At 69.9% G+C, this 20,137-nt stretch carries 20 protein-coding genes; 14 read left to right on the forward strand and 6 right to left on the reverse strand.

Features of this window, described 5'->3' with window-relative positions; translation table 11 throughout:
• Positions 1 to 121: 121 nt before the first annotated feature.
• A complete protein-coding gene (locus QSK30_RS29000) occupies positions 122 to 1,579 on the reverse strand; it encodes a peptide MFS transporter (protein ID WP_285507639.1) in 1,458 nt (485 codons plus the stop codon).
• Between the two features lie 239 nt (positions 1,580 to 1,818).
• The gene (locus tag QSK30_RS29005) at positions 1,819 to 2,076 is read right to left on the reverse strand and encodes a hypothetical protein (RefSeq protein WP_285507641.1); all 258 of its coding nucleotides are present in this window, start codon (positions 2,074 to 2,076) and stop codon (positions 1,819 to 1,821) included.
• Positions 2,077 to 2,393: 317 nt separating this feature from the next.
• On the opposite strand from QSK30_RS29005, the gene QSK30_RS29010 reads away from it, so the two are divergent.
• Positions 2,394 to 2,603 (forward strand): hypothetical protein, encoded by a 210-nt coding sequence (locus tag QSK30_RS29010; RefSeq protein WP_285507643.1) that lies wholly within the window; start codon positions 2,394 to 2,396, stop codon positions 2,601 to 2,603.
• Between the two features lie 446 nt (positions 2,604 to 3,049).
• On the opposite strand, the gene QSK30_RS29015 is transcribed toward QSK30_RS29010, so the two are convergent.
• Positions 3,050 to 3,457: a hypothetical protein gene (locus QSK30_RS29015; protein WP_285507644.1), complete on the reverse strand. Its 408-nt coding sequence runs from the start codon at positions 3,455 to 3,457 to the stop codon at positions 3,050 to 3,052.
• Positions 3,458 to 3,679: 222 nt separating this feature from the next.
• On the opposite strand from QSK30_RS29015, the gene QSK30_RS29020 reads away from it, so the two are divergent.
• Positions 3,680 to 4,387: a response regulator gene (locus tag QSK30_RS29020; protein WP_285507646.1), complete on the forward strand. Its 708-nt coding sequence runs from the start codon at positions 3,680 to 3,682 to the stop codon at positions 4,385 to 4,387.
• Positions 4,377 to 5,750, forward strand: coding sequence for a HAMP domain-containing sensor histidine kinase (locus QSK30_RS29025; protein ID WP_285507648.1), 1,374 nt, complete (start codon positions 4,377 to 4,379; stop codon positions 5,748 to 5,750). The genes QSK30_RS29020 and QSK30_RS29025 overlap by 11 nt, the downstream gene beginning before the upstream one ends.
• A gap of 17 nt (positions 5,751 to 5,767) precedes the next feature.
• Here the strand turns inward: QSK30_RS29025 and QSK30_RS29030 are convergent, their stop codons facing one another.
• On the reverse strand, positions 5,768 to 6,223 hold the full coding sequence (locus tag QSK30_RS29030; protein WP_285507650.1) for an SPW repeat domain-containing protein: 456 nt from the start codon (positions 6,221 to 6,223) through the stop codon (positions 5,768 to 5,770).
• Between the two features lie 155 nt (positions 6,224 to 6,378).
• Here QSK30_RS29030 and QSK30_RS29035 point away from each other — a divergent pair, with 155 nt between their 5' ends.
• The gene (locus QSK30_RS29035) at positions 6,379 to 6,849 is read left to right on the forward strand and encodes a response regulator (protein WP_285507652.1); all 471 of its coding nucleotides are present in this window, start codon (positions 6,379 to 6,381) and stop codon (positions 6,847 to 6,849) included.
• On the opposite strand, the gene QSK30_RS29040 is transcribed toward QSK30_RS29035, so the two are convergent.
• Together QSK30_RS29040 and QSK30_RS29045 are read right to left on the reverse strand one after the other, a co-directional pair.
• Entirely contained in the window at positions 6,846 to 7,220 is a 375-nt protein-coding gene (locus QSK30_RS29040) for an SPW repeat domain-containing protein (RefSeq protein WP_285507655.1), read from the reverse strand. The genes QSK30_RS29035 and QSK30_RS29040 overlap by 4 nt on opposite strands.
• Before the next feature lie 26 nt (positions 7,221 to 7,246).
• Complete coding sequence (locus QSK30_RS29045) at positions 7,247 to 7,720, reverse strand: hypothetical protein (protein WP_285507657.1); 474 nt, start codon at positions 7,718 to 7,720, stop codon at positions 7,247 to 7,249.
• A 298-nt stretch (positions 7,721 to 8,018) separates the two neighbouring features.
• Between QSK30_RS29045 and QSK30_RS29050 the strand changes: the two genes are divergently transcribed.
• The 10 genes from QSK30_RS29050 to QSK30_RS29095 all read left to right on the forward strand — a co-directional run bounded on the left by QSK30_RS29050 (position 8,019) and on the right by QSK30_RS29095 (position 19,681).
• Positions 8,019 to 9,239, forward strand: coding sequence for a cation:proton antiporter (locus QSK30_RS29050; protein ID WP_285507659.1), 1,221 nt, complete (start codon positions 8,019 to 8,021; stop codon positions 9,237 to 9,239).
• A gap of 39 nt (positions 9,240 to 9,278) precedes the next feature.
• Positions 9,279 to 9,725 (forward strand): CBS domain-containing protein, encoded by a 447-nt coding sequence (locus tag QSK30_RS29055; protein WP_285507660.1) that lies wholly within the window; start codon positions 9,279 to 9,281, stop codon positions 9,723 to 9,725.
• A gap of 22 nt (positions 9,726 to 9,747) precedes the next feature.
• On the forward strand, positions 9,748 to 11,037 hold the full coding sequence (locus QSK30_RS29060) for an ArsB/NhaD family transporter (protein ID WP_285507662.1): 1,290 nt from the start codon (positions 9,748 to 9,750) through the stop codon (positions 11,035 to 11,037).
• A gap of 723 nt (positions 11,038 to 11,760) precedes the next feature.
• Positions 11,761 to 13,293 carry a sugar ABC transporter ATP-binding protein gene (locus tag QSK30_RS29065; RefSeq protein ID WP_285507664.1) on the forward strand — a complete coding sequence of 511 codons (1,533 nt, stop codon included), beginning with the start codon at positions 11,761 to 11,763 and terminating at the stop codon, positions 13,291 to 13,293.
• On the forward strand, positions 13,286 to 14,308 hold the full coding sequence (locus QSK30_RS29070) for an ABC transporter permease (RefSeq protein ID WP_285507666.1): 1,023 nt from the start codon (positions 13,286 to 13,288) through the stop codon (positions 14,306 to 14,308). The genes QSK30_RS29065 and QSK30_RS29070 overlap by 8 nt, the downstream gene beginning before the upstream one ends.
• 38 nt (positions 14,309 to 14,346) lie before the next feature.
• Positions 14,347 to 15,483: a sugar ABC transporter substrate-binding protein gene (locus QSK30_RS29075; RefSeq protein ID WP_285507668.1), complete on the forward strand. Its 1,137-nt coding sequence runs from the start codon at positions 14,347 to 14,349 to the stop codon at positions 15,481 to 15,483.
• Positions 15,484 to 15,627: 144 nt separating this feature from the next.
• Complete coding sequence (locus QSK30_RS29080) at positions 15,628 to 16,845, forward strand: amidohydrolase (protein WP_285507670.1); 1,218 nt, start codon at positions 15,628 to 15,630, stop codon at positions 16,843 to 16,845.
• Positions 16,846 to 16,918: 73 nt separating this feature from the next.
• Positions 16,919 to 17,533 carry a helix-turn-helix domain-containing protein gene (locus QSK30_RS29085; RefSeq protein ID WP_285507672.1) on the forward strand — a complete coding sequence of 205 codons (615 nt, stop codon included), beginning with the start codon at positions 16,919 to 16,921 and terminating at the stop codon, positions 17,531 to 17,533.
• Positions 17,534 to 17,564: 31 nt separating this feature from the next.
• Positions 17,565 to 18,281, forward strand: a complete 717-nt coding sequence (locus QSK30_RS29090; protein WP_285507674.1) for a DUF1028 domain-containing protein — start codon at positions 17,565 to 17,567, stop codon at positions 18,279 to 18,281.
• Positions 18,282 to 18,313: 32 nt separating this feature from the next.
• Complete coding sequence (locus tag QSK30_RS29095) at positions 18,314 to 19,681, forward strand: L-serine ammonia-lyase (RefSeq protein WP_285507676.1); 1,368 nt, start codon at positions 18,314 to 18,316, stop codon at positions 19,679 to 19,681.
• Positions 19,682 to 20,137: the final 456 nt, after the last annotated feature.

Raw genomic sequence — 20,137 nt, forward strand, 5'->3', positions numbered from 1 at the left:
GGCCATGGCCCCACGCGACCGGTCGTCAACGCGAACGCCCGTCTGGGAAGTGACGGTGGTGCTGGTTCCATTCTGGCCACCGTTCTGCGCGCGGCCGATGTCGGATTGGCTGTAGGCCGGTTCAGCGCACGCCGCCCATCAGGCGCCGTACGGCGGGGCTGGCGAGCAGGATCAGGAAACCGAAAACGATCGCGCCACCGCCGATAGTGGTGAAGTAGGCGGCCTCCGCCTCCGCGTTGTAGAACTTTGCGAGGGCTCCGGCCGTCGCCGTGCCGAGAGCGATGGACAGGAAGTTCAGGGCGACCATCTGGGTGCGGAATGCCTTCGGAGCGAGTTTTGTGGACAGTGACAGGCCGACCGGTGAGAGCAGGAGTTCGGCGATGGTAAACAGCAGCAGGATAAGAACCAGCGCAAGCAGGGGTGTGCTGTTGGCCCCTCCGCCACTCACGGTAAGGAACCCGAGAAATGCCAAGCCCATGACGATCGTGCCGAGCGCGAACTTCACTGGGCTCGAGGGTTGGCGCGGCCCGAGCCTGGTCCACAGCGCGGCGAACACGCCCGCGAACACGATCACGAAAACCGGGTTGATCGAGTTGACCCACGACACCGGCATCTCCCAGCCGAACAGCGAACGATCCAAGCGCTTGTCGGCGTAGACCGAGACAACGGTGAACTGCTGTTGGAACAGTGAGAAGAACACGAAGCTGGTCAGGAACATCGGGATGAAGGCGACCACCCTGCGGCGTTCGATCGGGGTGATGCGCCTGCTCGACAGGATGAGGGTGAAGTAGCCGACCGATACTACGATGATGACGATCACCGTGACGGTGGCCAGGTTGGCCGCCTTGATGACCCCGAGTAGTACGAGCGCGACGACCGAGCCCAGTACGAAGACCGACGCGGCCGCGATCCGCCACAGGTTTTCCCGAGGCAGGGGGTCGGGGATGGCGTTCGCGGTCACGGGCAACCGCTTGCGGCCGAACGCGTACTGGATGAGACCGGCGGCCATGCCGATCGCGGCCAGTCCGAAGCCGTAGTGGAACCCGAGCTTGGTCTGGGCCAGCCCGGTCAGCAGCGGTCCGGCGAACGCGCCGAGATTGACCCCAAGGTAGAACAGCGAGAACCCGGCGTCCCGGCGGTCGTCGCCTGGTTCGTACAGTGATCCGACGATCGAGGTCGCATTGGCCTTGAGACCGCCGCTGCCCAGCGCGATGGCACCCAGACCGACACCGACACCGAGGAAGCCGGGCAGCAGGGCTAGTGAGACATGGCCGAACATGATCAACAAAGCGCTGGCGAACAGCACCCGCTCCGAACCAGCCACCCGGTCGGCGATCCACGCGCCCACCACTGTGGACAGATACACCAAGCCGCCGTAGGCGCCGACAATGCTCGTCGCTGTGGCCTGCGGCAGGCCCAGTCCGCCGGCCGATGCGGAGTAGTACAGGTAAATGGTGAGGATGCCTTGCATGCCGTAGAAGGAGAACCGCTCCCACATCTCGACGCCGAAGAGGTTGGCCAATGGACGTGGATGACCGAGGAACGTGCGCTCCGCCCGCTGTTCCGTCGCAGTGTTCACACTCGACCACCTTCTCTTATGTCGGATAGCGGTTCTACCCCCGGTAGCACTGGAACATCACGCGGCAGTCGTCCATCTTGACCAAACCCCGACTCAGCCGGACTCGTCCGTGTTCGAGACGCACGTGGGCGAACAGGTCACGCGAGCCTTGGCTGGTGCTCCGGATGCCAGCGTCGCCAGCAGAACCACGACCAGTACCGCGATCGTGACGGCTGCTGGGGTCGTGAGTCCGACGGCCTTCACCGCGGGCCGCCGACGAATCGTCCGACGACGATGCTCGCCGGTACGGTGACGGCGCCGAGCAGAATGAATGCCAGGCTGCCCATCAGCGTGCCGAACACGACCAACGCGGCAGCGCAGAGAGCCAGAGCCACGACCCGGATCGGATGTGCCGAGTGTTCGGAGCCGCCATCGAACTGGTCGGCGATTCGGTCGAACTCTTGGCGCTCGTGAGCGCTGAGGACAACGGGTCGCTCGTCATGGGGATGACTGGACATCGGGACCTCCCGTGCTGCGGATGTCGGGGTGATGCCTCACGGGCCGGGCGGTGAAACCAGGACGGGCCGGGCCTGCCGCAACCGTCATCTGATCGCAAGGTACGCGGTCCGCGACGGGATCGGTGAACGGAGGACGATCTGTGCTCATCGGCCAAGCGGTGAGGCCGGCAACGGACGCGGCGAGAGGCGGGTACCGGCGGGTGCTGTCATCACATCGTCAACGGATCGGAAGTGCGGTCGCAACCCAGGGCGCGAACACTGGATGGTGGTCCGTCGTCGATCGAGGGGAACCTGGCGTGATTAGACAGTCTGCCGCTATGCGGGACACCCGCGCTCCCGCCGTCACCCGGATGGAACTGCACGACTGTGTGGGCGACGCGTTCCTGGTGGTCGATGTGGGTAAGGCCGACCTGCTCAACGCCGCGTTGCGGTGCGATGCCCGGCCTGCTGTCTTCGCCGCCATCAATCGGTTGCCGGAGCGGCTGTTCACCTCTACCGACGACGTGTGGGCTTGTCTCGTCGGGTGAGTTGACTGCGGAGGACTCGCCACACCGCGTGGTCGGGCCGGTCCTCGTCGACTTCGAGCGAAGTCGTGCCGGGGGTGCCATCATCACTTGAGTTCAAAGGCCGCTCGGGTCCTTCGCCGCGGGTGGCGGGCGCGGTCTGAGGAGTGGCGTCGTGGGTGGTCCCGGGAGCGGTCGGAGCAGAGCCGAACGTGAGCGAGAACCGTTTTCGCAACGCGACCGTCGCGCTGTCGGTGGATCGTTGGGTGCCGCTTTGGACCATTACCTGGCTTTGGGCTATGAGGTCACCGCTACGGCCGATGGGTGGGCTTTGGTGCGGCGCGGGGTCTGCGAGGTGTTGCTCGTGGCCGAAGCGCCGCTGACGGGTTCCGGCGAGGTGGAATCGACGGCGAAGGCCCGGACCGCAACCGAGCCGGGGACGTCCACCGGTTCGGGTCCGGAATGGCCGATCACCGGGCGGGTACCCGAGGACGGGCGATGGCGAGTAGCCGACACGACGCGGCGGTGGGCGTCGTCGCCAGCACGGTAGGGCGACGTTCGCCCTGTGGATCACGGATCGCGATCCACAGGGCCGGTGCTCGGGTGAGCACCCCGAGGTGCGATCGAGTACTCGCGGCGGGCAGCACGATTGCGAGGCCCGTCCGCATCGGCGCCGATGCGGGGAGCACGGCCGCGAGAACCGGGCCGTGATCGGAGAGCACGACCCATTCCGCGCCTGCGGACAACGCGGCCGAGCGGCAGGTCAGCAGGCGCCTGCCGCCGGGCACGCGAAGCACGTCGCGCCGGTCGAGCACCAGTTCGATCGCCAGGTCGCCCGACCACGTCGTCACCGCGGTTATCGCGCGGGCCAGCAGCACCGTTGGCTCTCCGGTGCTGCCACTCGAACTCGCGGGCCAGCCGAACACGGACCGATTGTCGAGGCGGGGTGTTGAGGTGGGTCGACCCATCGCTTTGCGATCTCATGACGAACACGGTGGGATACGACTTCTCGGCTCGCGGTATCAGCGGTCGCCCTTGCGATCTCGTGACGCGTGGTCCGCCAGTGCGCGGCGCCTGCCTCGCTTTGACAGCATGGTGGGGTGAGCCTGAACGTACTGATCGTGGAGGACGACGACCGGATCCGGGCGTCGCTGCGGCTGGCCTTGGAGGACGAGGGTTACGGCGTCGAGGAGGCGGCCAGTGCCGAGGCGGCACTGGCCCGGATCGGGAGCCACGGCACACCCGACATGATGATCGTCGATCTCATGCTCGGTGGGATGGACGGGTTCAGCTGCATCCGCGGCGTCCGGCAGAGCAGTGACGTGCCGATCGTCGTGGTCAGCGCGCGGGCGGACACCCACGATGTGGTCGCCGCCCTTGAGGCGGGCGCCGACGACTACGTGACCAAGCCGTTCGAGATCAAGGAGATCACCGCCCGGCTGCGCGCGCTGCGCAGACGCGCCGCGGTGACCAGCCAGGCGTCGGCGCCGGCCGAGCTTGTCCTGGAGTCCGATGGGGAGGATCCCCTCGTGCTCTCGGTCGACGCGGGCACGGTGCGGCGCGGTGACCATCCGGTGCACCTGACGCTCACCGAGTTCCGACTGCTGTGCGAGCTCGCGGGAGAGCCCGGACGGGTCTTGAGCCGCACCGCGCTGCTGGCGAGGGTGTGGGACCGGGGCTTCTTCGGCGACGAGCGCATCGTCGATGTGCACGTGCGCAGGCTGCGCACCAAGATCGAGCGGGACCCGGCGGCGCCCTCGGTCGTGGTGACCGTGCGGGGCCTCGGGTACCGCCTCGATGTCCACTGACGAGGTGCGCCCGCGCAGGCTGGGCTTGCGCGGGCGGGTGATGCTGACCTTCGCCGTCGGCGCGGCCCTGGTCTCGCTGCTGTTGGCCGTCTCGGTGTTCACGATCAGTCGCGGATACCTGACCGACCAGCGCGAGCGGTCTGCCCAGCGGTTGGCGGCGGGTGACGCCGACTTCGTCACCCGCAGGCTCACCGCACCCGGTGGCACGCCGAAGGCCGCGGTGGCCGCGCTCGACCCGCCGGCCGGAACGAAGATCCTGTTGCAGTGGTCGGGGGAGTGGGTCTCCGCCGACGACACAGCACCCCCCGACCTGCCACCCGACGTCCTCCGCGCCGAGGTGACCGGTGGATCGACCGGGATCGTGCCCTTCACCGTCCGGGACTCGCCCTACCTGGTCACGGGGATCCCGCTGCCGGATGGCGGCGCGTTCTACGAGTACGCCCCGGTCGTCGAGCTGCGGTCGACCATCCGCATCCTCGGGGTGATCCTGGCGGCCTGCGCCGCGGCGGCGACCATCAGCGCCGCGCTGCTGGGCCTGTGGGCGAGCAGGCGGGTGCTGCGCCCGCTCGACACCCTGGCCCGCACGGCGGCGAGCATCGCGGGCGGCAACCTGGGGTCCCGGCTTCCCCAGGAGGGGGACCGCGACCTGAGCACGATTGTGTCGTCGTTCAACACGATGGTCGATTTCCTCCAACAGCGCATCGACCGGGAACAGCGCTTCGTCGGCGATGTCACCCACGAGTTGCGCACCCCGCTGACCACTCTGGTCACCAGTGTGGAGGTCATGCGCAAACACGGCGCCGAGCTGCCCGACCGCCCGCGTCGCGCACTGGAGCTGGTGCACACCGAACTCGACCACCTGCGCCGCATGCTCGACGACCTGCTGGCCCTGGCCAGGACCGAGGCGGGTCTGCACCACGACGAGGTGGAACCGCTGTCCCTGGTCGAGTTGCTCGGCCACGTGCTCGCGAGCAAGGGCTACGCCTCGGCCGTGTTGGACGCGACAGGCGACGGGGTCGTGCCGGGTCGCAAGTTGGCGCTCGTACGGGCCTTCACCAACCTGGTCGACAACGCGGAACGACATGCGGGCGGCGTGGTCCGGGTGGTGGTGAGAACGACTGAGGAGCGCGTCCTGGTCCACGTCGATGATGACGGGCCCGGGGTGCCAGAAGGAGAGCGCGACCGCGTCTTCGAACGGTTCGCCACCGGCCGCGGCGGTCGTGGCTCGACAGCGGGTACCGGGCTGGGCCTGGCCCTGGTCGCCGAGACCGTGGCGGTGCACGGCGGAACAGTGGTCTGCACGGACGCGCCCGACGGCGCCGCTCGATTCACCGTGGCCCTTCCCCGAGCGCCGCATGACTGACCGACGACACGACGGTCCTATCCGATGCGGAACTCGGCCTGCGAGAGCGTGAGCGACGCACTCACCGCGGCGGCGACCATGACAAACGCGCTGACGATCACGTCGGTCGCGGTGTCCGCCGGGTCCGAGGTCACCGCGGCGTCCTCGAGCACGAGCGGACCGACAGCGAGCCACGCGCCGAGCAGCACATTCACACCACTGACGACCACGAACCGGCGAGGGGCCAAGACCCGTGCCGACGCCAAGACCACCAGGGCCGCCCCGACGAGCACCTCTTCGCGCCGCGCCGCTGTCGGGGCCGCGGGGACGTCCTGGCCGCCTGCCGCCAGCAGCCACCACCCCGCACCGAACACCACCGCGCTGGCCAACCGGATGCCAACGCTCGACCGGACCCGTCCGGGGCGACCACGCCCGGAGACGAGCAGTTCGGCCGCCAGCGAGCCCCGCTCCATGTCTGAGCGCTGTGTCCGCATGCGTCCTCCACGTCCTGTCTATCCCCGTGTCGGGGGAACTCCACCAGCCGACACCGGCCCGCGCCGCTTTGCGATCACGTGACGACGGCGTGAATCAGGCGCGGCGGTGGCTAGGCTCGGACGCCCTGATCGACTTCGGGATGTGAGCCGAGCCCATGCATGACGTCCGGCAGTTGAAAGTCATCGACATCCTGCTCGTCGAGGATGACGAGGGCGACCTGGTGATCGTCCAAGAGGCGTTCACGCACTACAAGATCCGCAACGCCCTGCACGTCACCCGGGACGGCCGGCAGGCGTTGCGGTTCCTGCGCCGCGAACCGCCCTACGCTGCGGCAGCACGCCCCGACCTGGTCCTGCTCGACGTGAACCTGCCCGGTGTCGACGGCAGGCAGGTCCTCGCCGAGATCAGGGCCGACCCCGAACTCCGCACGATTCCGGTGGTCGTGCTGACCGGTTCGGAGTCCGAGGCGGACATCGCGCGCGGCCACGGGACCGCCGACGCTTATGTCACCAAGCCGGTCGACTTCGAACGACTCCTCGACATCGTCCGCGCGATCGACGGCTTCTTCGTGGCCGTGACAAGTTCCCCGCCGCGACAGCCGGTCAGTAGTGTTCACAGTGGCTAGTCCTCGACCATCGGGTCGGTAGCGTGCAGGTGGCCCAACAGGCTCAACCCGGCGATGAGCACGCCCGCGAGCACATCGGCCCCGGTGGCCAGGGTGGAGTCCGCGCCGAAGCCGTAGTCGATCATCAGCGGTGCCGAGAGCGACCAGCACCCGATCGCCGCCCCACACACCGTCGCGGTGCGCAGGGTCATCCGGCGAAGTGCCCTGAACAGGCCCAGCGCGCAGGCCGCCAGTCCCACGAGGCGATCGTTCCACGGGGCGTCGAACCCGGTGAGGGCTCCGTAGTCGGCGCGGAGGGACTGCACGAGCAGCCAGCAGCCCACCGCGAGCACCACGCCGCTGACCAGGCCGGGCAGTTGCGGTCCGGGCACCCGGCTCCCGACAGTCACCGGGGCCGTCATGACGCCCGTTCCAGGGCCAGCGCGGCGACCTCGGCGGCGGGCCGGCTCCGGACCAGCACCATCGAGCGCAGAGCGAGTTGGGCGTCCACGCCGTTGCCCAGCTCACGGGCGCGATTGACAGTGGTGAGCCCGACCGTCGGCCCCGCGGCGAGCAGCGGCAACTCAGATCGCAGGGGACCGGCAGGCAACACGATTCGCAGCGCCACGGGGACCGGGGCGGCCGCCTCGACGCGAAGTCCGAGCAGTGGGTCGTCGATGGTGATCACCGACCAGTGGCACACACCGTCGAGGAGGGTGACGGTGGAGTGCGCCTGCTTCAGGCAGGAAGCGACGGCGTTGCCTGCGATGTCGTCGTCGTCGACGGCGACCACGAAGACCGGCCACAGGTCTGCGTCGCCGCCGTGCCTGTTCTCCCGGGGCCACAGGAGCAGGGCCTCTCTGGCCAGGGCAGTGACTGTCGTGGCTAGCATGGCGTCGATCGTCGTCGCGCGGTGTTGAGATGGACGGCACCACCACTTGTCGGTTGTGTGACGACCACTGCGACCTCAACGGTGTGCACCCCCCACCCGGTTGCGCTGCCAACGGGCACCGCACCTGCTCGACCGTTCCTTGTCGCATGGTCGGCCCCGACACGCCAGGGAAGGTCGACACGCGGTCGTTTGCCTCAGCGGCATCGATGCGGAATGTTTACGGTCGGAGTGCCGGGAAGTCTGGTCGGCGGCCCGAACCCGCCCGGGTTCGGGTCCGGTGTCGACGGCAGGGTCACCCATGATGCTCGTTCTGGCGTTCGGGGTCGTGATGCTGATCAGTGTCTCGCTCTCCGGGGTCGCCGCCCGCACGGTCCTCTCGACGGCGTTGCTGTTCCTGCTCGCCGGTGCCCTCCTCGGTCGGGGCGGGCTCGGTGTGATCGACATCCAGCCGGATACCCCGATGGTCACCGTCCTGGCCGATATCGCGCTGTTCACCGTGCTGTTCACCGACGGGCAGCGGGCCAACCTGCCCGCGCTGCGGGAAGGCTGGCGGCTCTCGGGCCGCGCGCTGGGCCTGGGGATGCCGTTGACGATGATCGGTGTCGCGGTCCCGGCGTATTTCCTGGTCGGGCTCGACTGGCCGACCGCGCTGCTGTTGGGCGCCATCCTGGCCCCGACCGACCCGGTGTTCGCCGCGGCGATCGTCGGCCGTGACGACGTGCCGCTGCGGTTGCGCAGGCTGCTCAACGTGGAGTCCGGGCTCAACGACGGGTTGGCGCTGCCGTTCGTGCTGATCTTCCTGGCCACCGCCGCGGACACCGAGTCGCACCTGGGCACGGTCGCGGTCGAACTGCTGCTCGGCCTGGTCCTGGGTGTCGCGGTGCCCGCGCTGGTGGCGCTGGCCTGGCGTCTGCGGGTGCTCACCGCCGAACCGCGCCTGCAGGCGCTGGGTCCGCTGGCGATCGGGGTGATGCTCTACGCGGCCTGCCACCTCACCCACGCCAACCCGTACCTGGCCGCGTTCGCCGCCGGGTCGACGCTGGCCACCCTGGACCGGGTCGCGGCCGAGCACTTCGAGCCCTTGGGCGACCTGCTCTCCGAGACCACGAAGTTCGCCGCGCTGCTCGTCTTCGGCGCGCTGATCACCCCGGAGCGGCTCTCCCACCTGTCGTTGGGCGGGTGGGCCGTCGCGGTGCTGGCCATCGTGGTCGTGCGCCCGGCGTCCATGCTGCTCTCGCTCGTGCGCACCCGACTACCCCGACGGGAGCGGTACACCGCGGCCTGGTTCGGGCCCAAGGGATTCGCCTCGGTGGTCTACGGCTTGCTCGCGCTGCAGTCCGGCATCCCCGACAGCGAGGTCGTCTTCGACCTGGTCGCGGTGACGATCGCGCTGTCGATCGTGCTGCACTCCTCCACCGATGTCCCGGTCGCCCGCGCGCTGCGCGTGGAACCCCCCGACAACCTCCCGACCGGCAAGCACCACCGCGAGCCCGACGAGCAGCCCAGGAGTTCCGGATGAACGCGTGCCCACCTGGGCCCGAGGTCGTAGGCTGCCGGTGTGCAGGCAGCCCAGATGGCCGAGGAGTACCCGGTCGTGGACCTCGACTCCGACGCCCTCGACGCCGCCCGACTGCTCGCCGAGCGCAGGCTGCCCGGCCTCGTGGTGGTCGACCCGAGCGGCTGCCCGCACTCGGTGCTGCCCGCCTCGCAGGTGGTCCGGTTCCTGGTTCCCAGCTACGTCCAGGACGACCCCTCACTGGCCGGGGTGCTCACCGAGTCCCTGGCCGACCGGGCGGCCGGGAAACTGGCCGGGACAAAGGTGCGCAGGCTGATCGGCGACGAGACCCCGGAACTGCCCGCGGTCCGGGCGGACGACACCCTCATCGAGGTCGCCGCCCTGATGGCGCGGCTGCACTGCCCGCTCGTCGCGGTGATGGACGGCAAGACCCTCATCGGTGTGATCACCGCCTCCCGGCTGCTCGAACTGGCCCTGGCGACCGGCTGACCACGCCCCCGGGACGGACGGTATGACCGCGGTCGCGGTGGTCGTGTTCGTGGTGGGCTACGTGCTCATCGCCACCGAGCGCGTCCCGAAGATGGTCGTCGCCCTGGCCGGGGCGGGGGTGCTGCTCGCGATCGGGGTCACCGATTCGCACGAGGCGTTCTACTCCAACGAGACCGGCGTCGACTGGGACGTCGTCTTCCTGCTGCTCGGCATGATGATCATCGTCGGCGTCCTGCGCCGGACCGGCGTGTTCGAGTACATCGCCATCTGGTCGGCCAAGCGCGCCGGGGGTTCGCCGGTCCGGGTGATGGTTCTGCTGGTCCTGATCACCGCGGTGGCCTCGGCGTTCCTGGACAACGTCACCACCGTGCTGCTCATCGCCCCGGTGACCCTGCTGGTGTGTGAACGCCTCGACATCTCCCCGGTGCCGTTCCTCATCGCCGAGGTCTTCGCCTCGAACATCGGCGGCGCCGCCACTCTCATCGGCGACCCGCCCAACATCATCATCGGCAGCCGGGCGGGCCTGACGTTCAACGACTTCCTGGTGCACATGGCGCCGATCGCACTGATCGAACTCGTCGTGTTCACCCTGCTGCTCCCTCTGCTCTTCCGCGGTTCGTTCGCTGTCGACGCGGACCGGGTGGCCGAGGTCATGGCCCTCGACGAACGCGAGGCGATCCGCGACCGGACACTGCTGGTCAAGAGCGGCCTCGTGCTCGCGGGCGTGCTCATCGCCTTCGTCGCCCACCCGATCATCCACATCGAGCCCTCGATCGTGGCCCTGCTCGGTGCCGGGGTGCTGGTCCTGGTCTCCGGAACACAGCCCAAGCACTACCTCGCGGGCGTGGAGTGGGAAACCCTGCTGTTCTTCGCCGGTCTGTTCGTCATGGTCGGCGCCCTGGTCAAGACCGGTGTCATCGGAACCCTCGCCGGCTGGGCCGCCGACGCCACCGGCGGCAACGCCCTGCTCGCGGTCATGCTCATCCTCGGGGTCTCGGCCCTGCTGTCCGGGATCATCGACAACATCCCCTACGTGGCCACTATGAGCCCCATCGTCGCCCAACTCACCGAGCAGATCGCCGACCCGGTCCACTCCCAAGCCCTCTGGTGGTCCCTCGCCCTCGGCGCCGACTTCGGCGGCAACCTCACCGCGGTCGGAGCCAGCGCCAACGTCGTCGTCCTCGGAATCGCCAAACGCGCCGGACATCCGATCTCGTTCTGGGAGTTCACCCGCAAGGGCGCCGTGGTCACCCTGATCACCATTGTCGTCGCCGCGCCCTACCTGTGGCTGCGCTACTTCGTCCTCGCCTGAACTGGTCGACCAGGCGTAGCCTTACCGGACAGCGTCCCGACCCGATCACTGGAGCGGCCATGCCGAACGCGGCTTACCCGGTTCTGCTCATCGTCGGTTTCGTCGCGCTCGCTCTCGCCCTGCGCTTGGCCAACCGCCACCACCGCCGCTGACCGTCGCTTCCACGATGATCGCGGCGACGCAGAGCTGAGCGACGCCAGACCGATCCGACCGGCGGCCAGGATTGTGTGCCTCGACGCACGCTGACGGTGGATCCCACCACGGCAGACCGCCTGGTCGCGACTTCGGTGACTACATGGCCACCGTGCGAAAGGGCGGACTCCCGCACGATCGCAGCAAGCCACGCTCGGAAGAGGTGGCCGAAGGTCCGCTAGGTGCCCGTAGTGGGGGACGCGCCCTAGGCCCTGGTCGCGAACCTGCGGGATGAATCCGTTGTGTGGCGGCGTTGGTGCGCGGGCTGGTCAGGAGTGTCCACATGGCGACCCGCCGAGTCCGGCTGACTACTGACGGCGAGCGAGCCGCCGCACGTCGTCAATTAAATGAAGAAATTGTGGCTGGAGTGTTGACACTGTCGTCGGCGTCTCCTGATACTCATCCGGTCGGACGCCGCGGCCCACGACCACTTCGGACAGTGGGTGACGCGCCTGGTTCCGCTCGTGAAATGCGCTCAGCGCAAGGCTTCCGGTCTTGCGCGGGTGGCTGACGTCCAAAGGAGACAGTGTGGTGACGCAGGAGCACCCGGTCGGCGACCCACCCGCCCTGCGGGTCGAGGCGGTGCGCAAGAGCTACGGCCCCAACGCCGTGCTCAAGGGCATCGACTTCGAACTGCGCAGTGGTGAGATCGCCGCGGTACTGGGCGAGAACGGCGCGGGGAAGTCCACGCTGGCCCGCGTCCTCGCGGGGTCGATCCAGCCGGATTCCGGCTCGCTGAGCCTCGGTGGGCGTCCGGTCCAGTTCGCCTCGCCGCGCGACGCGCTGCGGGCCGGGGTCGCGTTCATCCCGCAGGAACTGATCTACATCCCCGATCTGTCCGTGGCGGAGAACATCTGCCTGGGGAACCTGCGAGGCAGCCGCTACTTCTCCACCCCGGGGCGAATCCTGCGCCAGGCGGCCGAGACGGCGCGCCGATTCGACATCGAACTGCCGCTGCGGATGCCGATCGCGCGGGCGCCGCTCGCGGTGCGGCAGAAGGTGGAGATCCTCAAGGCCCTGGGGCGGGATTCGCGGGTGCTGATCCTCGACGAACCCACCGCCGCGCTCACCAACGACGAGTCGGACGCGTTGCTGGAACTCACCGCCTCGCTCGCGCGGCGGGGATTGGCGGTGCTCTACATCAGCCACCGGCTCGACGAGGTCAAGAAGCTCTGCCGCACCGCGCACGTGCTCCGCGACGGTTTGCTGGTCGCCACGCACGCGGTGGCGGACACCCCGGTGCGCACACTGGTCGCGGAGATGCTGGGGCGGGAACCGACACCGCCCGACCGGTCCACCGCCGCCCCGGCGGACGACGGCGCGCCCGGACTCGCGCTGCGCGGCGTGAGCTGTCCATCCACTGTGGACTCAGTCGAGGCGGTGGCGCTGACGGTCGGCCCGCACGAGGTGGTCACCGTCTACGGTCGCCGGGGATCGGGGGCCGACACGCTCGCCGAATGCCTGGGTGGTCTGCACCGGGAAGCGACCGGGACGTTCGAACTCTTCGGCAGGCGGCACCGGATCTTCCGCACCCCCCGCGCGGCCCGGGTCGCGCGCGTCGCCTACGTCCCGGCCGAGCGCAAGACGCAGGGGCTGTTGCTCAAGACCGACATCGCCACCAACCTCACCCAGTTCATCTGGACCAAGCTGGGCGTGCTGGGCGTGCTGACCGGACGCGCCGAACGGCGGCGTTCGCGGGCGCTGATCCAGCGGTTCGGGGTTCGCTGTCGCGCCCCCGGGCAGGCCGTGGGTGACCTGAGCGGCGGCAACCAGCAGAAAGTCATGATCGCGAGCAGGTTGGCGGGCGACCCGGTCGCCGCCGTGCTGCACGAACCGACGCGCGGGGTCGACATCGGGGCCCGGGGTGAGATCCACGGGCTGCTGCACCGGGTCGCCGAGCGCGGGGTGCCCATCCTCATCGTCACCTCCGACATCGAGGAGGCCACGACCATCGGCGACCGGCTGCTGATCATGCGCGGCGGCCGGATCGTGGACCGGATCGACCGGCCTTCGTTGGCAGACCAGGCATACGCCCTCCAGACGGCAGGTGGAGACAGTGAGTGACGCGCCCAGGACCGACGAGCTGCCGGACGTAGAGACCGTCCCGGACCGCGCCCCGCGCCGGGGTCCGCGGCTGGGGCAGCAGGCCGACGTGGCGATCCAGGGCGTGTTCCTCAGCGCGTTCCTGGTCGCGATCATCGTCTACTTCGCCAACCGCGCGGACAACTTCCTGACCGCGGACAACGGGATCACCATCCTGGCCACCGCGGCGGTGATCGGGATCGTCTCGATCGGACAGGTCACCACGATCATCAGCGGCGGGTTCGACCTGTCGGTCAGCGGCGTCGTGCCGATCGGGTCGGTGCTCTACGCCCTGCTGCTCAACGACGGCGTCAGCATCCCGGCCGCGCTCGGGCTCGTGCTGCTCACCGGGTGCGCCGTCGGGCTGGTCAACGGGTTCGTGATCACCGTGATGGGTGTCAACCCGCTCATCGCCACGCTGGGCACGATGTCCATCGCGGGCGGGGTCGCGCTCACCCTCGCCAAGGGCGTCAGCATCCCGTTCGACGACGTCGACGCCGACGCGCTCACCCGGGAATCGCTGTGGGGCGTGCCGAACCACGTGTGGATCCTGCTCGGGCTCGGCGTGCTGGTGTTCGGCCTGCTGCGCTTCACCGTCTACGGCCGCCAGCTCTACGCCGTCGGCGGGAGCCCGGAGGCCAGCAGGCTGGCCGGGATGCGCACCCGGGTGGTCACCTCGGGGGCCTACGTCCTGTCCGGGACGCTGGCGGCGCTGGCCGGGGCGATCATCTCCAGCCAGCTGCTGACCGGGGTGGCGGGCGCCGGGTCGGACTCCGCGCTGCAGTCCATCGCCGCGGTGGTCCTCGGCGGCGCCGCGCTCACCGGCGGTGTCGGCGGGATCACGGGCACCTTCGTCGGGGTGATCATCCTGGCCACGCTGTCCAACGGGATGGCCATCCTGCAGGTCCCCTCCTTCTACCAGCAGATCGCGACCGGCGCGGTGCTGCTCGTCGCGGTCGCCCTCAGCAGGCTCACCCAGACCCTGCGCAACCGCTGACCTCCTTGTCCTGCTCCGTCCCCTGGAAGGAATCCCCCATGTTCCCTGGTTCCCGCAGATCCCCGCTGCTCGGCGCGCTCGGCGCCGCGGTCCTGCTGCTCAGCGCGTGCGGCGGGGCGAGCGACGCCGGAACACCCGCCACGGGCAAGGGTACGCCGCTGAAGGTGGCCTTCGCCAACTACACCGAGGCGGGGCCGGTGTTCCACGCGACCACCGTCCGGCTGGACCAGCAGGTGGCCGAGACCGGCGCCGCGGTCGAGATCAAGTGGTTCGACAACGCGGGCGACCCGGCGAAGATGCTGTCGAACGCCAACCTGATGGTGCAGGCCAAGCCCGACGTGCTGATCGAGTACCCCGTCGCGGAGAACTCCGCCGGCGTGAAGAAGGTCTTCGAGAAGAGCGGCATCCCGTGCATCGCGCTGAACCTGCCGCTGCAGGGCTGCGCCTTCATCAACATCGACAACCCGAAGATGGGCAAGTCGGCCGCCGCGATCGCCGCCGCGGAAGCGAAGAAGCGCGGCTGGACGGCTGCGGACACCACCGTCCTCATCGGACAGAACGCGACCGCGGGTCCGTCGGTCAACGGCAACGTGACGGCGTTCTACTCCGCGTTCGCCGACGCCTTCGGGCTCCCGCCGGTCGCCGAGGACGCGATCACCCCGACCACGACCACGATCGGTGCCAACGGCATCCAGTTCGACGGCAAGTCCGACCAGAACGTCAGCTTCAACGCCGTGCGCGGTCTGCTCGCGGGCCTGGACAAGGGCCGCAAGCTCGTCCTGTACACCTGCAACGACGACGAGACCCAGGGCGCTTACCGGGCGGTGCAGGACGCGGGCCGCTCGGCGGACGTGATCGTGGTCGGCCACGGCGGCGGTCGCGAGGACACGCTCAAGGCGCTGCGCGACGACCCGAACTGGATCGCCCAGGACGTGTTCTTCGAGGAGTACTGGGGCGAGTACGTCATCGCGATGGCGCAGGCGATGAAGGGCGGGGCCACGCCCCCGGAGTTGACCATCCTGCCCAGCACCACCATCGGCAAGGCCGACCTGGGCAAGTTCTACGACCCGGCGACGCTCAAGCTCAAGCTGCTGCCGCCGTTGGACGAGACGAACAGCTACTTGGCCAAGGGCGGTTTCCTGCAGCTCGTGGGCAACATCGAAGGCCTCAAGTAGCCGAGAGCCCGGGGGCGGGGCCGCCGCGGCTGTGGGCGCACGCCGCGGCGCCCCCGCCCCCGACCCCGGCCGGCGCCCGAGCACCGCTCGGGTGCCGGGCGGGCCAGCGGACGACCACGCATCGAACACAGTGAAGGGGAGACCATGACGCCGTCGCCGAGTCCGCCCGCGTTGCCGATCAAGGACCGGATCAGGGCCGCCGTCGCCGACGAGTGGGACGCCCTGCGCGGCATCAGCGACTTCCTGCACGGCCACCCCGAGGTCGCGTTCGCCGAGCACCAGGCGGCCCGGGTGCTCGGCGAGTACCTGGGCGGACGCGGTTTCGCGGTCACCGCCGGGGCGTACGGCCTGCCGACCGCGTTCGAGGCGGTCCACGGCGACGGCGAGTTCACGGTCGTGATCTGCGCCGAGTACGACGCGCTCCCCGGACTGGGCCACGCCTGCGGGCACAACCTCATCGCCGCGGCGGCCGTCGGGGCCGGTGCGGCGCTGGCCCCGCTCGCGGCCGAACTCTCGCTCCGCGTCAAGGTCCTCGGCACCCCCGCGGAGGAGAGCGGCGGCGGCAAGGTGGCGATGCTGGCGCGCGGCGCGTGGGACGACGCGGCGTTCTCGATCATGGTGCACCCCACGACCGGGACCGACATCGACGCCGCGCGGGTCCAGTCGCACGCGCTTGAGCGGATCGAGACGCGCTACGCGGGCCGGGCCGCGCACGCCGCCAGCGCCCCGCACCGCGGTGTCAACGCCGGCGACGCCGCGACGGTGGCGCTCGTCGCGATCGGCTTGCTGCGCCAGCAACTGCCGGACACCGTGCGCATGTCCGCCTACACCCACCACGGCGGGGACGCGACGAACATCATCCCGGCCGCGGCGGCGCTGCGCTCGGAAGTGCGGGCGCTGACGCTGGCCGAACGCGACGACGCACGCACGCGGATGCTGGACTGCCTGCGCTCCGGAGCGGTCGCCACCGGCTGCACCCTGAACCACGAGAGCATGGAACCGCCCTACGAACCACTCGTGCAAGACGAGCGGCTCGCGCGGCTGTGGAACGAGAACCTGGCCGCGCTGGACCGGGTGCCCGAACGACGGGCCGCGGTGTCGATCGGCTCGACCGACATGGGCAACGTGTCCCAGGTCGTGCCGTCGCTGCACCCGCTCATCGCGATCCTGGGGCACAGCGCGCCCGGGCACTCGGCGGAGTTCGCGGCGTCGGCGAACTCCGAGCAAGCCGCGCTCGCGCTGCGCGATGCCGCCACGGCGATGGCGTGGACGGTGGCGGACGTGGCCGCGGACCCCGGCCTGCGCGCCCGGTTCGGCGCGGCGCGGGAGCGCCGAGCGGACACCAAGGTCGGCGAACCGTGAACCACCGGCCTCGATACCACCCTAGGATGCCCTCGATTGGTACGGATCACCATGGACAAGGCGAGAAAGTGCGATGAGCAGCCCACAACCGGACCCGAGCGGCCAACCCGATTCAGCACTCGACAACGTCCGCGCGAAGAAAGCCCTCGACGCGGCGGGGTCGCTGGTCCGCACCCTGCGCCGCGAGGCGGGCTACAGCCTGGCCACGCTGGCGACGCTGGCCGACCTGAGTCCCGGTCTGCTCAGCCAGATCGAGCGCGGGTTGGGCAACCCGTCGCTGGTGACGATCATCAAGCTGGCCCAGGCGCTCAAGGTGCCCGCCGGGCGGTTCTTCGACGGGCTGGACGACACCCGCAACGTGGTGCGGCGCGACTCGCGGCCGCGGCTGGCCGTCGCGGACCAGGGCCTGGTCTACGAGCTGATGACCCCGCACCTGCACGGTCAGATCGGCGTGGTCCGCACCGAGTTGGTGCCCGGCTTCACCAACGAGAGCGCGCCGTTCTCGCACGTGGGCGAGGAGTGCACGATGATCATCCAGGGGCGGGTGGTGATCACCGTGGACGGCTTTCCCTACGAGCTCGACGAGGGCGACTCGATCACCTACAACTCGGGCCTGGAGCACTGGTACCACAACGATTCCGACGAGGTCGCTATCGTGCTGGGAGCGATGACGCCGCCCTCGTTCTGACAAGCGCGGCCCCGCTGGGCGGGGGCGGGAGATGACGTTCTCCGTCGTCGGGCGCTGCCCGCGCACCGGGCACCTCGGTACGGCCATCACCAGCGCGGTGCCCGCCGTCGGCGCGCACTGCTGCTTCCTGGCCGCAGGCGTGGGCGCGGTCGTGACCCAGTCCTGGGTCAACCCCTACCTCGGGCTGGACGGCCTGGACCTGCTCCGGCGGGGTGCCTCGGCCACCGAGACCGTGACGGCCTTGGTCGGCGTCGACCCGGGCGCGGCGCGCAGGCAACTCGCCGTGGTGGACAGCCTCGGCGGCGCGGTCAACCACACCGGCATGGGCAACACGGCCTGGGCAGGCGCGCGCACCGGGCCGGGCTGGGTGGTGCAGGGCAACATGCTCACCGGCGCGGAGACCGTTGACGCGATGGCCGAGGCCTACCAGAGGCACGCCACCGACCCCCTGGACGAACGCCTGCTGGCGGCGCTGGCGGCCGGGCAGCGCGCGGGCGGCGACCGGCGCGGCAGGCAGTCCGCCGCATTGGTCATCCACGGCCACGAGGCCTACCCGGCACTCGACCTGCGGGTCGACGAGCACACCGACCCGGTGACCGAACTCCACCGGGTCCACGCGGTCGCGCTGCGCCAACTCGTCCCCTACATCGAGATGATGCCGACCCGCGCGAACCCGCTGGGCGGTCGCGACGCGGACACCGAGCGGATGCTGGGCCAATCGCCCGACGACCGCCCGGGTGGCCGCTGAGCGCCCCATCCCCGAGAAAGGCTGTGCGGATCGTGAGCATCAGCGTGTTCGACCTGTTCTCCATCGGTGTCGGGCCCTCCAGTTCGCACACGGTGGGCCCCATGCGCGCCGCACGGGCATTCGCGGAGGAACTCGACGGGCAGGGATCGCTCGCGCGCACCACGCGAGTGGTGACCGAGCTGTACGGGTCGCTCAGCGCGACCGGCGTCGGGCACGGCACCGACCGGGCGGTGGTCCTCGGTCTGGCGGGCCACCGACCCGAGGCACTGGACCCGCACGACGCGCGCGACCTGGTCTCCGCCGTGCACGCGCTGCGGCGACTGGACCTGTTGGGCCGCAGGCGGATCGAATTCAGCCCGAGCGAGGACATCAGGTTCCTGGACCAGCGGCTGCCCGCCCACCCGAACGCTCTGCGGTTCGAGGCACTAGACACGTCCGGGGTGTGCCTGCACGCGCAGACGTACTACTCGGTCGGCGGCGGGTTCGTCGTCACCGCCGACGAGCGCGGCGCCGAAGCGGCGGACAGCGGCGCCGAGCCGATCCCGTACCCGTTCCGCACCGGCGGCGAACTGCTCGCGCACTGCGCGGCGACGGGTCGCACGATCGCCGAGATCATGCTGGCGAACGAACGCGTGTCGAGGACCGAGGCGGAGATCCGGACCTCGCTGCTGGAGATCTGGGCGGTGATGCGCGAGTGTGTGGCCGCCGGACTCGCGACCGTCGGCCACCTGCCCGGCGGCCTCGGCGTCCGGCGCCGCGCCCCCGGCCTGTCGGCCCGACTCAGCTCGGCGGGCGCGGGCGACCCGGTGGGTGGAATGGACTGGCTCACCCTCTTCGCGCTCGCGGTCTCCGAGGAGAACGCCGCGGGCGGACGGGTGGTCACCGCCCCCACCAACGGTGCGGCGGGCATCATCCCGGCCGTCCTGCACTACTATTCGCGCTTCGTCGAGGGTGCCACGGACGACGGTGTCGTGCAGTTCCTGCTCACCGCCGGGGCCATCGGCGTCATCTACAAGGAAACCGCGTCGATCTCCGGTGCCGAGGTGGGCTGTCAGGGTGAGGTCGGCTCTGCCTGCTCGATGGCGGCGGCGGGCTTCGCGGCCGTCCTGGGCGGCACCCCGCGGCAGGTCGAGAACGCCGCCGAGATCGGCATGGAACACAACCTGGGCCTCACCTGCGACCCGATCGGGGGCCTCGTGCAGATCCCCTGCATCGAGCGCAACGCGCTCGCGTCGATCAAGGCCGTGGCCGCGGCCCGCACGGCACTCGCGGGCGACGGCGAGCATGTGGTGTCCCTCGACCAGGTGGTCGCGACCATGCGGCAGACCGGCGCGGACATGGCCTCCGAGTACAAGGAGACCTCAACCGGCGGCCTTGCGGTCAACGCCGTCGAATGCTGAGACCAGGCAACGATTCGTGACGGCTCGTTCCCTGAGCCTACCGCTCGCCGGATGCGTTCGAGTCTGTGCTTGCGGAGCGTGATGCGGTCGTGCTGCGGCAGCCTCGCTGCCCGATACCGCGGACTCAGCAAGGTGCTCCCCTTCCGGTCATAGACCGGATCAGCAGGCCAAGGGCGTGTTGATGCTGGTCGATGGCAGACCACAGATCTCTGCACTGCCGCACGTGGTGTCGAACCCGGCTGGTCGCGTCCCCTAGGTCAACGAAGTCCTGTCCGCAGCGCGCCGCGGCTGACCGGGTCGCGGGTCGGATAGAGCGTTCTGCCCGCGGCTGTCAATGGCCATTTGTTCTTCCCCATAGGCGGCCTGGAGTTCTCCCCGCTGGTGGCCACCCAGATCTCCCCAACGGCGGCCAGATAGTTCCCCGCCCTGGGTTGGGACTCGGTCAGCTCAACGGCA

Origin of the sequence: Actinokineospora sp. NBRC 105648 (genome assembly GCF_030269645.1) — a bacterium.
In the GTDB taxonomy this organism is placed as follows: domain Bacteria; phylum Actinomycetota; class Actinomycetes; order Mycobacteriales; family Pseudonocardiaceae; genus Actinokineospora.

Excerpts from the sequence above, each read along its gene's own strand:
- QSK30_RS29010 (WP_285507643.1), top strand. The coding sequence starts at position 2,394 with ATGCGGGACACCCGCGCTCCCGCCGTCACCCGGATGGAACTGCACGAC.
- QSK30_RS29075 (WP_285507668.1), top strand. The coding sequence starts at position 14,347 with ATGTTCCCTGGTTCCCGCAGATCCCCGCTGCTCGGCGCGCTCGGCGCC.
- QSK30_RS29025 (WP_285507648.1), top strand. The coding sequence starts at position 4,377 with ATGTCCACTGACGAGGTGCGCCCGCGCAGGCTGGGCTTGCGCGGGCGG.
- QSK30_RS29045 (WP_285507657.1), bottom strand. The coding sequence starts at position 7,720 with ATGCTAGCCACGACAGTCACTGCCCTGGCCAGAGAGGCCCTGCTCCTG.
- QSK30_RS29030 (WP_285507650.1), bottom strand. The coding sequence starts at position 6,223 with ATGCGGACACAGCGCTCAGACATGGAGCGGGGCTCGCTGGCGGCCGAA.
- QSK30_RS29050 (WP_285507659.1), top strand. The coding sequence starts at position 8,019 with ATGATGCTCGTTCTGGCGTTCGGGGTCGTGATGCTGATCAGTGTCTCG.
- QSK30_RS29085 (WP_285507672.1), top strand. The coding sequence starts at position 16,919 with ATGAGCAGCCCACAACCGGACCCGAGCGGCCAACCCGATTCAGCACTC.
- QSK30_RS29005 (WP_285507641.1), bottom strand. The coding sequence starts at position 2,076 with ATGTCCAGTCATCCCCATGACGAGCGACCCGTTGTCCTCAGCGCTCAC.
- QSK30_RS29080 (WP_285507670.1), top strand. The coding sequence starts at position 15,628 with ATGACGCCGTCGCCGAGTCCGCCCGCGTTGCCGATCAAGGACCGGATC.
- QSK30_RS29035 (WP_285507652.1), top strand. The coding sequence starts at position 6,379 with ATGCATGACGTCCGGCAGTTGAAAGTCATCGACATCCTGCTCGTCGAG.
- QSK30_RS29060 (WP_285507662.1), top strand. The coding sequence starts at position 9,748 with ATGACCGCGGTCGCGGTGGTCGTGTTCGTGGTGGGCTACGTGCTCATC.
- QSK30_RS29090 (WP_285507674.1), top strand. The coding sequence starts at position 17,565 with ATGACGTTCTCCGTCGTCGGGCGCTGCCCGCGCACCGGGCACCTCGGT.